The following is a 15,756-nucleotide window of genomic DNA, read 5'->3' as shown; positions in this document are numbered from 1 at the left end:
TCCTCCACGGGGGCGAGGCAGATATCGAGAATATCGTGTGGGATTTACGCATCCCCCGCACGTTCGTGGCCTACTTCGCGGGAGCTGCCATCGCGGTATCGGGTGTTATCGCTCAGTCTTGGACTAGGAACCCCTTGGCCGATCCGGGCTTCATTGGTATTACTGCGGGAGCCTCGTTCCTTGTTGCCCTCGGGACAACACTAGGGATCGCCACCTCAACCGGGATGCGGACAGCGCTCGCCCTCCTCGGCGCTGGCTTGGCCACGGCATTAGTGCTGGGTGTGTCCCGCAGGTTTCAGGATCCTTTGACGCTGGTCTTGGTCGGCGCAGGCGTTGCTGCTGCCTTGAGCTCTAGCGCCATGTTGATCGGCCTGTACTCCACGGATGTTCTCGACAGCATGCGCCGGTGGACCATCGGCTCCACGTTTGGGCGCGGCCCAGAGGATGTCGCCATTGCAGGTGTTGGGTTGCTAATCGGGCTTATCAGCGCCGCACGAGTGGCGCGCCCGCTCGACCTTTTAGCCATGGGGGAGGAATCCTCGGTGGCACTAGGCGGCTCGCCCACGCTGACGCGGCGCGGGGCTGCCTTGAGTATCGTTGTGCTAGCAGGATGCGCTACCGCGGCGACGGGGCCCATTGCCTTCGTTGGTTTTGCCATCCCCCATCTGCTGCGCCGGTTCACGGGGCCAGAAGTTACCGCGATGGTTGCGCCAGCCGCCTTACTCGGTGGCTGCTCCGTACTCGTTGCGGATATTCTGGGCCGCCTCATCGTGGGTCCCTCCGAGCTGGAGATGTCCATCGTCTTGGCCTTTGTGGGCGCACCATTTCTCATCTGGGCCGTACACCGTGGGGAGCACGAGCTATGAGGGGGTTGCAGAAGGGGGACGTCGTTAAGCATCTGCGTTCCCAAGAGCGGCAGCGCCGGACATGGATATGGGCAGCGACCTGCTTCTTTGTTGTGGTCGCCGCAAGCTCCTATGTCCTCATGCTAGGGCAGGGCCCTGTGGCCTTGAGCCCGGGGCAGGTCCTGGAGATTCTCAACGGCGGGGGAAGCCGCAGCGAAATTCGCGTTGTGTGGGACCTGCGCATGCCGGTAGCGCTAGCGACGCTCATCGTGGGTGCCGCGCTCGGACTGGCGGGGTCGTGGACGCAGTCGATGTCGCGCAATCCGCTGGCCTCTCCCGATATCCTTGGCGTGACTGGTGGTGCGTCCGTCATGGTGGTCCTCGGAACGGTGCTCTCCCGGCCTGTGCTTGCCGAAGGGCTCTCCATGTTCTGGTGGCGGGCCGGGCTCGCGTTGCTGGGTGCCGTGCTAGCAGCCATCCTGCTGGTAGCGCTTGGGGGAATCGGCACGAGCAACCGCATCGTTATCGTCGGAATCGCGCTCTCGCTGCTGTTTCAAGCGCTGGTGGCGTATCTTTTGCGCGCCGCCGAGCTCCTTCGCGCGGCGCAATCGCAGCTGTGGCTGGCGGGAACCACGGGCTTCGTGCGGATGGAGGTCATTGCTCCTCTTCTCGTGGGGTTGACTCCTTTCGTGGTGCTTGGTCTGTGGTGTGCCAGGGAGCTGCCACTTCTTGCGCATGATGATCTCTCGGCCCTTTCCCTCGGAGTTAACATCACGCGAACACGCGCGTTCCTGCTGGTCGCTGCTACGGGAATCTGCGCGGTGACTGTATCCGTGGCCGGCCCCATTGGTTTCATCGCGCTTCTCGCCCCGCATGTGGGGCGCATTGTTGCCCGGACGCCCACGCCTGTGCCGTTGGTTTCTTGCGCTGCTGGCGCCGCCTTGTTGAGTGCGTGCGCTGTGATTGCTGGAGCGTTGCCAATGGACGCTCCAGTGGGTGCAGTCTCCTCCATCATCGGAGGATGTGCCCTGGTCATCTTGGTGTGGAATGCCGCACGGAGGAGAGGATAAAAGCTAGTGAAAGACAGAGAAATTACGGCCACCGGTATCCATGCCGGCTATAAGGACGGGGACGACATCCTGTCCGGCGTTGACTTGGTGGCCCACCCGGGTGAAATCACCACGCTCATTGGGCCTAATGGCTGCGGCAAGTCCACGTTGCTGAAGACCTTGTCTAAAATTCTTCGCCCGCGGCAGGGGAGCGTGCATATCGGCGAGCTAGACGTACATGGCATGAGCCCGAAAGAAGCAGCTACCCACGTGGCGCTTCTTCCACAGCAGCCGACGGCGCCGGACGGGCTGCGGGTGGGCGAGCTTGTAGCGCGCGGGCGCTACCCGCACCTGGGCCGCGGTCGGGGACTGTCTGCGAAGGACCGCGACATCATCGCGCAGGCCTGCGTGGAGACGGGCATTACGGACTTCATCGACCGTGATATCGCGGCGCTCTCGGGTGGCCAACGCCAACGGGTGTGGCTGGCGCTTGCTCTGGCGCAGGACACGCCAGTGCTGCTTCTCGACGAACCCACAACCTTCCTCGACCCAGCCCACGCCATGAGCGTTTTGGAGCTCGTGCGCAAACAGGCCGACGCCGGGAAAACGGTGGTCGTTGTGCTGCACGATCTCATGCTGGCCGGCCAGTACTCCGACACCATGGTGGTCATGAACAACGGCGAGGTCATCGCGCAGGGAACTCCCCAGCAGGCGTTGACGAAAGAAGTGCTGGCAGCCGCCTATGGCATCGACGTCGAGATCTGGGATGACCCGCGAAGCGACGCCCCCGTCATCGTTCCGCGCGGGGTGCTCAGGGACTAAGAATTCTCGTTGGGTGAAACAGGGAGAAGGAAGCCCCGAGAGCCGCGATTTGGAGTTGGCTAGCGTGGCTTGTATAGTTCCTAGCGAAGTTTGAACGGCCTGAAAGGTCGAGTCAAAGTTCACCGAAGACCGTCGGTCATCCGGGAGTCCGGATCGAAGGTTCCTCATCCTAGGGGACGGCCCACGCAGGAGACACTTTGCGATTAATCGCGGCATTCTCTTATGCTGCGCGCCCTGTGCTCTTGCACGGGGCATTTTTTATTGAAGATGTCTCGACGGAAAATCACAGAGATGTTTTGAAAGGAGGCGAAGTAGAACATGGCAAACCCAAAGAACACCGCAGATCTCGCGGAGCTCAAGGAGAAGCTCGCTGGCTCTGAGTCCATCGTGCTGACCGAGTACCGTGGTCTGACCGTTGCACAGCTCCAGGAGCTGCGTAACAACCTGGGCTTTGACGTTGAGTACTCCGTCGCCAAGAACACCCTCTTCAAGATCGCCGCTAACGAGGCTGGCATCGAAGGTCTTGACGATAAGCTGACTGGCCCGACCGCAATTGCGTTCATCAAGGGCGAGGCAGTGGATGCCGCTAAGGTCATCAAGAAGTTCGCTGATGACAACAAGGCATTCGTCGTCAAGGGCGGCTACATGGATGGCAACGCTCTGTCCGCAGAGCAGGTTGCTGCCATCGCCGAGCTGGACAACCGCGAGACCACTCTCGCAAAGCTTGCCGGCGCTATGAAGGGTTCTATGGCAAAGGCTGCGGCTGCATTCAACGCTCCTGCTACCAAGATGGTCCGCACCGCTGCGGCCCTGCAGGACAAGAAGTCTGCCGAGGCTTAAAGTCGCCAATCAAGGCGCATAAAAATCAACACAAACACAATCTGGGTTGCATGCCAGCCCAAAAGAAAGGATGGCCATCATGGCTAAGCTCACCAAGGACGAGCTCATTGAAGCTTTCAAGGAAATGACCCTCATCGAGCTCTCCGAGTTCGTTAAGGAATTCGAAGAGGTCTTCGACGTTGAGGCTGCTGCTCCGGTTGCAGTTGCAGCTGCAGGCGCACCGGCTGCTGGTGGCGCTGCTGAGGAAGAGAAGGACGAGTTCGACGTCGTTCTGACCGACGCTGGCGCAAAGAAGATCGGCGTCATCAAGGCTGTCCGCGAGATCGTCTCCGGCCTGGGCCTGAAGGAAGCTAAGGAGCTCGTTGAGGGCGCACCGAAGGCTATCCTCGAGGGTGCTTCCAAGGACGATGCTGAGGCTGCTAAGGCTAAGCTGGAAGAGGCTGGCGCTTCTGTCGAGCTCAAGTAATTTTACTTGGCTTACAACCCCGTTTCCCGCTGGGAGACGGGGTTGTTCCCGTTTTGGAGGTGTTTGTCCTTCCCCGCCCCGCGTGCAGATTCCAGTCTCCGCGCCCGCGACCTGTAGAATAATCCACCATGCTGCCCAAGTCCCGAATCTTTTCTGTCCTGCTTCTAGGCCTCGGCGTTGCGCTAATGGCTGCAGGTATCGCGGCGCCGAAGTTCTTGAGCTTCGAACCGCGCATGCCTTTGGATTTGCAGCACACCACCTGGACCCTGCACGACGATTCCGCCAAGTCTCAGGTAGTGACAGGGGAGGGCACGAGTCCTTACGAGGGGCCAATGGCTTATCAGCTCAACATGGACATTCAAGATCCTTCAGATGAAGAGCAGGCCACGCTCCGCATCGGTGAGTCGGCCATGCGCGGCGATAGCGGCAAGGTGGAGGATCTTTCCATGGCGCGCGTGTGGAGCTACCCCATGGACCGCCTGAGCGGTGACGCGCTTGGCGACGCCTCCCTTACCCACACCCTGGGCAGCCCTACCGCGCAGGTCACCGTCGATGGTGTGTGGCTAAAGTTCCCAGCAGCAACCGAGCAGACTACGTACCCAGTCTTTGACCCCTATCTGCGCAAGGCTGCCGATGCCGTCTTCGAAGAGGAGATGGAAATCGAGGGGCGCACCGTCTATCGCTTCCATCAAGAAGTTGAGCCGACCAACCTCGCGACCTTGTACCCAGGGCAGACCACTACCACCTTGCACAATGAAGATGATTCGACCGAGCAGGGTTACCTATTCCACAAGGCGACACGCGACTTCTACGTCGATCAGGTAAGCGGCATGGTGGTAGGAATGGACGTGGCCATCGATGACTATTGGGGAGACCGCAGTGGTGCCGGCCGCGAAACCCAATTCATGTTCGAGGGCAAGACCTCTGACGAGGATCGTGCCGCCTTCCTCGCACAAGCCGCGGAATTCCCAAAGCCCGCCTTTGCCACCATGGTTCGCTGGGCCGTCTTGGGCCTAGGCGCGGTGCTGACTCTCATCGGTTTGGCTGGGGCATTGGGTGCCTTCCAGAAGCGCCGCCGCAAGTAACATGCTGATTTCGCCTTTACACGGTGGGAACTTTCCTATAAGCTATATCGTTGCGCTGGAATCTGGATCTTCGGTGCACATTTAGCCTTTCAAGTAGGTGATGGCAAAACCGACTTGACAAGGTGATTTTGTGCATTCTGAACCCAGACAATCTACAGCAGACCGAATGCTAAATTTACCAGCGGTTTTGCACCTCGTCGGCCAGGGCGGGGAGGCAATCCGCGTGAGGTGCTGGAAGGACCCATCTTGGCAGTCTCCCGCCAGACCAAGTCAGTGGCCAATATCCCTGGAGCCCCGAAGCGATACTCGTTCGCGAAAATCAACGAGCCTATCGCCGTCCCGGGCCTCCTCGATCTACAACTCGATTCCTTCGCATGGCTGATCGGCTCGCCAGAGTGGCGCGAGCGCGAGCAGGCTGAGCGCGGTCCCGAGGCTCGCGTCACCAGCGGCCTCGAGGACATCCTTGAGGAACTGTCTCCGATTCAGGACTACTCGGGCAACATGTCCCTGTCCCTGTCGGAGCCTCGCTTCGAGCCGGTGAAAAACACCGTCGACGAGTGCAAGGAAAAGGACATCAACTACTCCGCGCCGCTGTACGTGACCGCAGAGTTCATCAACAACGACACCCAGGAGATCAAGTCTCAGACCGTCTTCATCGGTGACTTCCCGATGATGACTGACAAGGGTACGTTCATCGTTAACGGTACCGAGCGTGTCGTCGTTTCCCAGCTCGTTCGCTCCCCGGGCGTCTACTTCGATCAGACCATCGATAAGTCCACCGAGCGTCCGCTGCACTCCGTGAAGGTGATTCCTTCCCGCGGTGCATGGCTGGAATTCGACGTCGACAAGCGCGATACCGTCGGCGTCCGCATCGACCGTAAGCGTCGCCAGCCGGTAACCGTGCTGCTCAAGGCCCTTGGTTGGTCCGAGGAGCAGATCCGTGAGCGCTTCGGCTTCTCCGAGCTGATGATGTCTACCCTCGAGTCCGATGGTGTGGCAAACACTGACGAGGCTTTGCTGGAGATCTACCGCAAGCAGCGTCCGGGCGAGCAGCCAACCCGCGAGCTCGCGCAGTCCCTGCTGGATAACTCCTTCTTCCGTGCAAAGCGCTACGACCTCGCAAAGGTGGGCCGTTACAAGGTCAACCGCAAGCTGGGTCTGGGCGGTGACCACGACGGTCTGATGACCCTGACCGAGGAAGACATTGCTGTCACCCTCGAGTACCTGGTACGCCTGCACGTAGGCGAGCGTGAGATGACCGCTCCGAACGGCGAGACCATCGCCATCCACACCGACGACATCGACCACTTTGGTAACCGTCGTCTGCGTACCGTCGGCGAGCTCATCCAGAACCAGGTCCGCGTTGGCCTGTCCCGTATGGAGCGCGTCGTCCGTGAGCGCATGACCACCCAGGATGCGGAGTCCATCACTCCGACCTCCCTTATCAACGTGCGTCCGGTTTCTGCTGCTATCCGCGAGTTCTTCGGTACCTCGCAGCTGTCCCAGTTCATGGACCACAACAACTCCCTGTCTGGTCTGACCCACAAGCGCCGTCTGTCCGCGCTGGGCCCAGGCGGTCTGTCCCGCGAGCGCGCCGGCATTGAGGTCCGAGACGTACACGCTTCTCACTACGGCCGTATGTGCCCGATTGAGACTCCGGAGGGCCCGAACATTGGTCTGATTGGCTCCCTGGCCTCCTACGCTCGCGTCAATGCTTTCGGCTTCATCGAGACCCCGTACCGCAAGGTTGTTGACGGCAAGGTCACCGACGAGGTCGAGTACCTCACCGCTGATGAGGAAGATAAGTTCGCAATTGCGCAGGCGGAAATCGAGAAGGAAGCTGACGGCACCATCGTCGGCACCCGTATCGAGGTCCGCCTGAAGGACGGCGACATCGGAGTTACCGACGCTTCCGGCGTCGACTACGTTGACGTTTCCCCACGCCAGATGGTTTCCGTGGCAACCGCCATGATTCCGTTCTTGGAGCACGACGATGCTAACCGTGCGCTGATGGGCGCTAACATGCAGCGCCAGGCAGTGCCGCTGGTGCGCTCCGAGGCACCTTTCGTTGGTACCGGTATGGAGCAGCGCGCTGCATACGACGCCGGCGACCTCATCATCACCCCGAAGGCTGGCGTTGTAGAAAACGTCACCGCTGATCTCATCACCATCATGGATGACGAGGGCCAGCGTGACACCTACATGTTGCGTAAGTTTGAGCGCACCAACCAGGGCACCAACTACAACCAAACCCCGCTCGTCGAGCTGGGCCAGCGCGTAGAGGCCGGCCAGGTTCTGGCTGACGGCCCGGGTACCCACAACGGCGAGATGTCCCTGGGCCGCAACCTGTTGGTTGCCTTCATGCCTTGGGAAGGCCACAACTACGAGGATGCAATCATCCTGAACCAGCGCATCGTCGAGGACGATGTTCTGACCTCCATCCACATCGAGGAGCACGAGATCGATGCTCGCGATACCAAGCTGGGTGCCGAGGAAATCACCCGCGAGATCCCGAACGTCTCTGACGATGTTCTGCGCGACCTGGATGAGCGAGGCATCGTTCGCATTGGTGCTGATGTTCGCGCAGGCGACATTCTCGTCGGTAAGGTCACCCCGAAGGGTGAGACCGAGCTGACCCCGGAGGAGCGCTTGCTGCGCGCCATCTTCGGTGAGAAGGCACGTGAGGTTCGCGATACCTCCATGAAGGTTCCTCACGGTGAGAACGGCAAGGTCATTGGCGTTGCTCGCTTCTCCCGCGAGGATGACGACGACCTGGCCCCGGGCGTCAACGAAATGATCCGCGTCTACGTGGCTCAGAAGCGCAAGATCCAGGATGGCGATAAGCTCGCTGGCCGTCACGGCAACAAGGGTGTCGTGGGCAAGATCCTGCCGCCAGAGGACATGCCATTCATGGCTGACGGCACGCCTGTCGACGTCATCTTGAACCCCCACGGTGTTCCGCGTCGTATGAACATCGGCCAGGTCCTCGAGGTCCACCTTGGCTGGCTGGCACACGCCGGCTGGAAGGTCGACGTTGATGACCCAGCTAACGCTGAGCTGCTCAAGACCCTGCCGGAAGAGCTTTACGACGTCCCGGCTGGTTCCCTGACCGCAACCCCGGTATTCGACGGTGCTTCCAACGAGGAGATCGGCCGCCTGCTGGCTTCCTCCCGCCCGAACCGCGACGGTGACGTCATGGTTGACGAGCACGGCAAGGCACAGCTTTTCGACGGCCGTTCTGGCGAGCCGTACAAGTACCCGGTTTCCGTCGGCTACATGTACATGCTCAAGCTGCACCACCTGGTCGACGAAAAGATTCACGCTCGTTCCACCGGCCCTTACTCCATGATTACCCAGCAGCCGTTGGGTGGTAAGGCGCAGTTCGGTGGCCAGCGCTTCGGCGAGATGGAGGTGTGGGCAATGCAGGCTTATGGCGCTGCCTACACCCTGCAGGAGCTGCTGACCATCAAGTCTGACGACGTCGTCGGCCGTGTGAAGGTCTACGAGGCAATCGTGAAGGGCGACAACATCCCGGATCCAGGTATCCCGGAGTCCTTCAAGGTCCTCCTCAAGGAGCTGCAGTCGCTGTGTCTGAACGTGGAGGTTCTCTCCACCGACGGCACGCCGATGGAGCTGTCTGGCTCTGACGATGACGACATGGATAGCCCGTCGCTGGGTATTAACCTTTCGCGCGACGAGCGCGCTGACGCCGACATCGCATAGCACGCTTGAGCTCAAGCGTGAGAGCTTACGGTCCTGGCTGGTGGCCCCCGAGCTACCAGCAGGGCACACTATTTGAGAATTTTTTAAAGCCATCAACGTTCCCCACACTCGCGTGGGGATGAAAGGGAGACATTACGTGTTTGACGTAAATCTCTTCGACGAGCTCCGCATCGGTCTGGCCACTGCCGATGACATTCGCCGTTGGTCCAAGGGCGAGGTTAAAAAGCCTGAGACCATCAACTACCGCACCCTGAAGCCGGAAAAGGACGGCCTGTTCTGCGAGCGCATCTTCGGCCCAACCCGTGACTGGGAGTGCGCTTGCGGTAAGTACAAGCGTGTTCGCTACAAGGGCATCATCTGTGAGCGCTGCGGCGTCGAGGTCACCAAGTCCAAGGTTCGCCGTGAGCGCATGGGCCACATCGAGCTGGCTGCTCCGGTAACCCACATCTGGTACTTCAAGGGCGTTCCTTCCCGCCTGGGTTACCTTCTGGACCTTGCTCCGAAGGACCTGGAGCGCATCATCTACTTCGCAGCCAACATCATCACCTCTGTTGATGAAGAGGCTCGCCACAACGACCAGTCCACCCTTGAAGCAGAGATGCTTCTGGAGAAGAAGGACGTCGAGGAAGACACCGAGTCTGAGATCGCAGAGCGCGCTGCCAAACTCGAGCAGGATCTGGCTGAGCTGGAGGCTGCTGGCGCAAAGGCTGACGCACGCCGCAAGGTCCAGAACGCTGCTGACAAGGAGATGCAGCACATCCGTGAGCGCGGCGAGCGCGAGGTCGCACGACTGGATGAAATCTGGAACACCTTCCTGAAGCTGGCTCCGAAGCAGATGATCATCGACGAGACCATCTACGAAGAGCTCGTTGATCGCTACGAGGATTACTTCACCGGCGGCATGGGTGCTGAGGCTATCCAGACCCTTATCCGTAACTTCGATCTCGAGGCTGAGGCCGAAGAGCTGCGCGAAGTCATCAACAATGGCAAGGGCCAGAAGAAGATGCGCGCGCTGAAGCGTCTGAAGGTCGTAGCAGCCTTCCTGCGCTCCGGTAACGACCCGGCAGGCATGGTCCTGGACGCGATCCCGGTTATCCCGCCGGAGCTGCGCCCGATGGTTCAGCTCGACGGTGGCCGTTTTGCCACCTCCGACCTGAACGACCTGTACCGCCGCGTTATCAACCGCAACAACCGCCTGAAGCGCATGATCGATCTCGGCGCTCCTGAGATCATCGTTAACAACGAGAAGCGCATGCTGCAGGAGTCTGTTGACGCGCTCTTCGACAACGGCCGTCGCGGCCGCCCGGTCACCGGACCTGGCAACCGTCCGCTGAAGTCTCTGTCTGACTTGCTCAAGGGCAAGCAGGGCCGTTTCCGTCAGAACCTGCTGGGTAAGCGTGTTGACTACTCCGGCCGTTCCGTTATTATCGTCGGCCCGCAGCTGAAGCTCCACGAGTGTGGTTTGCCGAAGCTGATGGCTCTCGAGCTGTTCAAGCCTTTCGTCATGAAGCGCTTGGTCGAAAACGACTACGCACAGAACATCAAGTCTGCAAAGCGCATGGTTGAGCGCCAGCGCCCTGAGGTTTGGGACGTTCTGGAAGAGGCTATTTCCGAGCACCCGGTTATGCTCAACCGTGCACCTACGCTGCACCGTCTGGGTATCCAGGCCTTCGAGCCGAAGCTGGTCGAGGGTAAGGCAATTCAGCTGCACCCGCTGGCTTGCGAGGCGTTCAACGCTGACTTCGACGGTGACCAGATGGCAGTTCACCTGCCGCTGTCCGCAGAGGCACAGGCTGAGGCTCGTGTCCTCATGCTCGCTTCCAACAACATTCTTTCCCCGGCATCCGGTAAGCCGCTGGCTATGCCGCGTCTGGATATGGTCACCGGTCTTTACTACCTGACCATGGACAAGGCAGAGGGCGAGATCGGCGGCGAGGGCCGCTACACCGAGGCGACCGAAAACGGCCCCGCAACCGGTGTTTACTCCTCCTACGCCGAGGCCATCATGGCTCGCGACCGCGGCGTTCTGGGCCTGCAGGCACCAATCAAGGTCCGCATCTCCCACCTGCGTCCGCCGGCTGAGATCGAGGCTGAGCAGTTCCCTGATGGTTGGCAGAAGGGCCAGGCTTGGATGGCGCAGACCACCCTTGGCCGCATCATGTTCAACGACTTGCTGCCGTGGAACTACCCGTACCTCGAGGGCGTCATGGTCCGTAAGGGCGGCGCCAAGAACTCCGTACTGCTCGGTGACGTCATTAATGATCTCGCTGCTAAGTACCCGATGATCACCGTTGCCCAGGTTCTGGACAAGATGAAGGATGCCGGTTTCTACTGGGCAACCCGTTCTGGCGTGACCATCACCATGGACGACGTTCTGGTCCTTCCGAACAAGACCGAGGTTCTCGAGTCTTACGAGAAGGAAGCACAGCGCATTGAGCGCAAGTACTGGGAGCAGGGTGCGCTGACCGAGCGTGAGCGTTACGACCGCCTGGTTGAGCTCTGGAAGGACGCTACCGACACCGTTGGTAAGGCAGTCGAGGATCTCTACCCGGATGACAACCCGATTCCGATGATCGTTAAGTCTGGTGCAGCGGGTAACATGCGTCAGATCTGGACCCTGGCCGGCATGAAGGGCATGGTCGTGAACTCCAAGGGTGACTACATCACCCGTCCGATTAAGACCTCCTTCCGTGAGGGTCTGTCGGTCTTGGAGTACTTCAACAACTCGCACGGTTCCCGTAAGGGCCTAGCCGATACCGCACTGCGTACCGCGGACTCCGGCTACCTCACCCGTCGTCTCGTTGACGTGGCACAGGACGTCATCGTCCGTGAAGAGGACTGTGGCACCCGCCAGGGCGTCCGCGTTCCGCTGGGCGAGTGGGCCGGCGACAAGCTGGTTCAACACGAGCTGTGGGAGACTTCCGCATCCGGCCGCGTTGTCGCGTCCGATGTGAAGGCTGAAGATGGCACCGTCGTTGCAGAGGCAGGCTCTGACCTGACCGAGGAACTGACCGAGAAGATCTTGGCTGCCGGCATCGCCGACATCAAGGTTCGCTCCGTCCTTACCTGCCAGACGCCAGCCGGCGTTTGTGCGAAGTGCTACGGCAAGTCCATGGCCTCCGGCCAGCTCGTCGACATCGGCGAGGCGGTCGGCATCGTGGCTGCACAGTCCATTGGTGAGCCGGGTACCCAGCTGACCATGCGTACGTTCCACCAGGGTGGTGTCGGTGGCGACATTACCGGCGGTCTGCCACGTGTGCAGGAGCTGTTCGAGGCTCGTAACCCGAAGAACCGCGCGCCGATCGCATCCGTTGACGGCACCGTGTCCCTGTCCGATGAGGGCAACTTCTGGACCCTGACCATCACTCCGGATGACGGTTCCGACAACGTCGTCTACGAGAAGCTGTCGAAGCGCCAGGGCCTGGCACAGGTCCGCCGCCCGATGGAGTCCAACCCGGACGCAATGATCGAGCGTTCCCTGCGCGACGGTGACCACGTCACCACCGGCGAGCGCCTGATGCGTGGTGCGGCTGATCCGCACGACGTCCTCGAGGTCCTCGGTCGCCGCGGCGTCGAGAAGCACCTCATCGACGAGGTGCAGGCCGTTTACCGTACCCAGGGTGTTGCCATCCACGACAAGCACATCGAGATCATCATCCGCCAGATGCTGCGTCGCGGTACCGTCATTGACTCCGGCTCCACCGACTACCTGCCGGGCGTTCTGGTTGACCTCTCTGAGGCCAAGCAGGTCAACGCCGCACAGGTTGCCGAGGGCGGCGAGCCAGCTCAGCTGCGCTCCGAGATCATGGGTATCACCAAGGCATCGCTGGCTACCGAGTCCTGGCTGTCCGCGGCCTCCTTCCAGGAGACCACGCGCGTGCTTACCGACGCCGCTATTAACAAGCGCTCCGATCAGCTCATTGGACTGAAGGAGAACGTCATCATCGGTAAGCTCATCCCGGCTGGTACCGGTATCTCGCGTTACCGCAACATCTCCGTTAAGCCGACCGAGGCCGCACGCAACGCTGCGTACTCGATCCCGACTTACGGCGATTCCATCTACGGCGACGATGGATTTGGTGAGTTCACCGGCGCATCCGTCCCGCTGGATGAGGACTTCACGTTCTAAGTCCACCCCCGCGCGATGTCCCAGCTTTCTGGGTATAACGCTGCGGCTTTGAGAGGCTCCATGCTTTTAGGCATGGGGCCTTTTACTTTTGCTAGCATTAGTGGGTCCAAATTGACGAAGTCATCTAATTACACAGCGAACACGGGTGCTTTCTCCCTCCTTAGACCGAAACTCAGGAACAACAAACGCAGCAGTTTGCGCGGGAGAAGGCTGAGACCCCCACATATGGGGAACCGTTGCACCTGATCCGGGTAATACCGGCGCGAGGGAGGAAAATGTCTACTACACCTGCATCTTCGGCACGCTCTGCACACACGGCTGGAAAGCCTAACCGCCGCTGGCGCGTCGTCGACATCGTCGTGGCCGCGGTTTTGTCCGTGGCGTGTGGCCTGATTTTCTTGTTCTGGAACACCGCGGGCTATGCCGGCTACGAGGCTCTCGATGCCTTTACCCCTGGACTGGGCGGTTTGGCCTCTGGCATCTGGTTGCTGGGAGGCGTGCTCGGTGGGCTTATCATCCGCAAGCCAGGTGCGGCGCTCTTTGTGGAGCTGCTCGCTGCCTGCGTCTCCGCCGCTCTTGGCTCCCAGTGGGGCGCGGCAACCTTGCTCTCTGGCATTGCCCAGGGCATCGGCGTGGAGATCGTCTTCGCCATTTTTGCCTACCGTTCATTTAACCTGCTTGTTGCCACCATCGCTGGCCTTGCCGCCGGCGTCGGTGCATGGACTTTGGAGCTCTTCACAGCCGGCCACCTAGCCCGTTCCGTTGAATACAACATCATCTCCTTGGTGTGCACCTGCCTCTCCGGTGCGATTCTGGCCGGCGTTCTGGGCTACTTCACGGTTAAGGCGCTAGCGGCCACTGGCGCGCTCGACCGCTTTGCTGCAGGCCGCGAGGCTTAAGAAGTACTTTCAAGAATGGTTTCTGGAACAGGCATCCGCGTTAAAGGTTTTGGCTGGACTCATGCCGGGCGTGCAGAGCCGGCGCTGCGGGATGTTGCTTTCCACGTCGAGCCCGGCGAACGAATTCTGCTGTGCGGTGACTCCGGTTCTGGCAAGTCCACGCTCTTGGCGGCTCTTGCCGGAGTGCTCGGCGGCGACGAGGAAGGTGAGCAGGTAGGAGAGATCCAGCTCTTCGGAGCTGATACCGCGGGCAATGGTGAGTGGCCTGGTGAAGGCATGCCAGTGGGGCTGGTCCTGCAGGATCCTGATTCCCAAGTAATTTCCTCGCGAGTGGGCGACGACGTTGCTTTCGGCTGCGAGAACCTTGGCCTCGAACGCTCTGAGATTTGGCGCCGCGTCGACCAAGCCTTGGAGCTGGTGGGTCTTGACCTTCCACATGACTATCCCACCGCTCGGCTTTCCGGCGGCCAGAAGCAACGACTCGCTTTGGCTGGCGTCATGGCGATGGGCGCCGGGCTCATCTTGTTGGATGAGCCCACGGCGAACCTCGACCCAGAGGGCGCCGATTCGGTGGTTCGTGCGGTGACCCAGCTAGTGGAGCGCACCGGCGCCACGCTCATCGTGGTTGAGCACCAGCCAGATAGATGGCGTCACTTGCTGCAACGCGGACTACTCATCGAGGATGGGCAGGTTGCGCTTGACGCTTCCGTGGGCGAGGTGCTGGAAGCACGCGCCCAAGCGATGCCCACGCTGCCGCAGGCTCGCGTTCCACAAGACGTATCCAGCCTTGAGCCAGCGATGTGGTCAAAGGATTTGGCTACCCGCTTTGGCCCGCCGCGTACCTTTGAGCTTCCCTCGACAGCTTCGACCGTTGTGACAGGTCCCAACGGGGCGGGAAAGACCACCTGGCTGGAAACCATGGCCGGGCTGTTGCCGTATACGTCGGGTGAGGTGGGCGTCGCCGAGCACGTGCGTCGCGGCCTCAAAGGAGACCCGGCAACGTGGAAGTCGCGCGAGCTCGCGCATCGCATTGGGTACGTGTTTCAGAACCCAGAACATCAATTCGTTGCGCGCAGCGTTGCCGATGAACTGCGCGTGGGACCCCGAGTGATGGGTGAGGAGGTCCCAGAAAAGCGCATCTCGGAATTAGTGGAGCGCCTGCGTTTGGGGCAGCTGCTTGGCGCCAACCCCTTCACCCTTTCGGGCGGAGAGAAACGGCGCCTTTCGGTGGCGACAGCATTGGTGAGCGCGCCGGCGGTTCTGTTGCTTGATGAGCCGACGTTCGGCCAGGATCCGCAGACCTTCGCGGAACTGGTGTGGATGCTGCGCGAGTTAAGCGATGAGGGAGTGACCATTGCCTCGGTAACCCACGATCCCCTCTTCATTGCGGCTCTCGGTGACCACCGCGTGGAGGTGCCGCGTGCCTAATATCTTGTCCGGCGTAAACCCATTGACGCGGGTTTACCTTATGCTGGCGCTGACCTTGCCGTTGTTTCTCTCGGTGGATTGGGTCTCCGCCGCGGTTTCTTTGGTCATCACCTTCGTATTTGCGCCGCTGTGTGGGGTTAGTTGGGGAAAGCTCATAAGGAGCGGATGGTTCCTGTTTATCCTCGCCGCACTGTCTGGCGTTTCGATGTTGCTGTATGGCGCCGAGGGCGGGGAGGTTTACTTCCGGCTTTGGCTCATCGTGGTTTCGGAGAACTCGGTGCGCCTTTCGGTCGCGATGATGCTGCGTGTGCTCGCGGTAGCGCTGCCAATGATTGTCCTCGCGCGCGACATTGATCCCACACGCTTAGGCGACGCCCTGGCGCAGAACCTTCGCCTGCCTTCGCGTTTTGTTATTGGCGCGGTCGCCGGTGTGCGTATGGCGACGCTGTTTCGAGACGACTGGGATTCCA

11 protein-coding genes and 1 riboswitch are annotated in these 15,756 nt (G+C 60.6%); all 11 genes read left to right on the top strand.

Translation table 11 applies throughout. The features are described 5' to 3' along the window. A partial coding sequence (locus HMPREF2724_RS11515) for a FecCD family ABC transporter permease (RefSeq protein ID WP_070588639.1) occupies positions 1 to 866 on the top strand: 866 nt, incomplete at its 5' end. Next, a complete protein-coding gene (locus HMPREF2724_RS11510; protein WP_062035923.1) occupies positions 863 to 1,915 on the top strand; it encodes a FecCD family ABC transporter permease in 1,053 nt (350 codons plus the stop codon). The genes HMPREF2724_RS11515 and HMPREF2724_RS11510, both read left to right, overlap by 4 nt. A gap of 6 nt (positions 1,916 to 1,921) precedes the next feature. Further along, positions 1,922 to 2,716 carry an ABC transporter ATP-binding protein gene (locus HMPREF2724_RS11505; RefSeq protein WP_061920452.1) on the top strand — a complete coding sequence of 265 codons (795 nt, stop codon included), beginning with the start codon at positions 1,922 to 1,924 and terminating at the stop codon, positions 2,714 to 2,716. 318 nt (positions 2,717 to 3,034) lie between these two features. Further along, positions 3,035 to 3,556 carry a 50S ribosomal protein L10 gene (gene rplJ / locus HMPREF2724_RS11500; protein WP_061920454.1) on the top strand — a complete coding sequence of 174 codons (522 nt, stop codon included), beginning with the start codon at positions 3,035 to 3,037 and terminating at the stop codon, positions 3,554 to 3,556. Between the two features lie 79 nt (positions 3,557 to 3,635). Next, positions 3,636 to 4,022, top strand: coding sequence for a 50S ribosomal protein L7/L12 (gene rplL, locus HMPREF2724_RS11495; protein WP_061920813.1), 387 nt, complete (start codon positions 3,636 to 3,638; stop codon positions 4,020 to 4,022). Between the two features lie 128 nt (positions 4,023 to 4,150). Further along, the gene (locus HMPREF2724_RS11490; RefSeq protein WP_061920456.1) at positions 4,151 to 5,107 is read left to right on the top strand and encodes a cell envelope lipid trafficking protein PgfA; all 957 of its coding nucleotides are present in this window, start codon (positions 4,151 to 4,153) and stop codon (positions 5,105 to 5,107) included. 228 nt (positions 5,108 to 5,335) lie between these two features. Continuing rightward, positions 5,336 to 8,830: a DNA-directed RNA polymerase subunit beta gene (locus HMPREF2724_RS11485; protein ID WP_070588636.1), complete on the top strand. Its 3,495-nt coding sequence runs from the start codon at positions 5,336 to 5,338 to the stop codon at positions 8,828 to 8,830. 136 nt (positions 8,831 to 8,966) lie between these two features. Continuing rightward, entirely contained in the window at positions 8,967 to 12,959 is a 3,993-nt protein-coding gene (locus HMPREF2724_RS11480; RefSeq protein ID WP_070588634.1) for a DNA-directed RNA polymerase subunit beta', read from the top strand. A 189-nt stretch (positions 12,960 to 13,148) separates the two neighbouring features. Then, positions 13,149 to 13,246: riboswitch (TPP riboswitch) on the top strand. Beyond that, positions 13,235 to 13,858, top strand: coding sequence for an ECF transporter S component (locus HMPREF2724_RS11475; protein ID WP_070588630.1), 624 nt, complete (start codon positions 13,235 to 13,237; stop codon positions 13,856 to 13,858). Its footprint overlaps the riboswitch before it by 12 nt. A gap of 15 nt (positions 13,859 to 13,873) precedes the next feature. Next, positions 13,874 to 15,286: an ABC transporter ATP-binding protein gene (locus HMPREF2724_RS11470; protein WP_061920466.1), complete on the top strand. Its 1,413-nt coding sequence runs from the start codon at positions 13,874 to 13,876 to the stop codon at positions 15,284 to 15,286. Then, positions 15,279 to 15,756: energy-coupling factor transporter transmembrane component T family protein (locus HMPREF2724_RS11465; RefSeq protein WP_246818264.1), on the top strand; the 478-nt coding region annotated here is incomplete at its 3' end. The genes HMPREF2724_RS11470 and HMPREF2724_RS11465, both read left to right, overlap by 8 nt.

Source organism: Corynebacterium sp. HMSC071F07, from assembly GCF_001810285.1.
In the GTDB taxonomy this organism is placed as follows: Bacteria; Actinomycetota; Actinomycetes; order Mycobacteriales; family Mycobacteriaceae; genus Corynebacterium; species Corynebacterium simulans.
The sequence above is the reverse complement of the archived record's forward strand: the minus strand, read 5'-3'. Positions and strand labels throughout refer to the sequence as shown.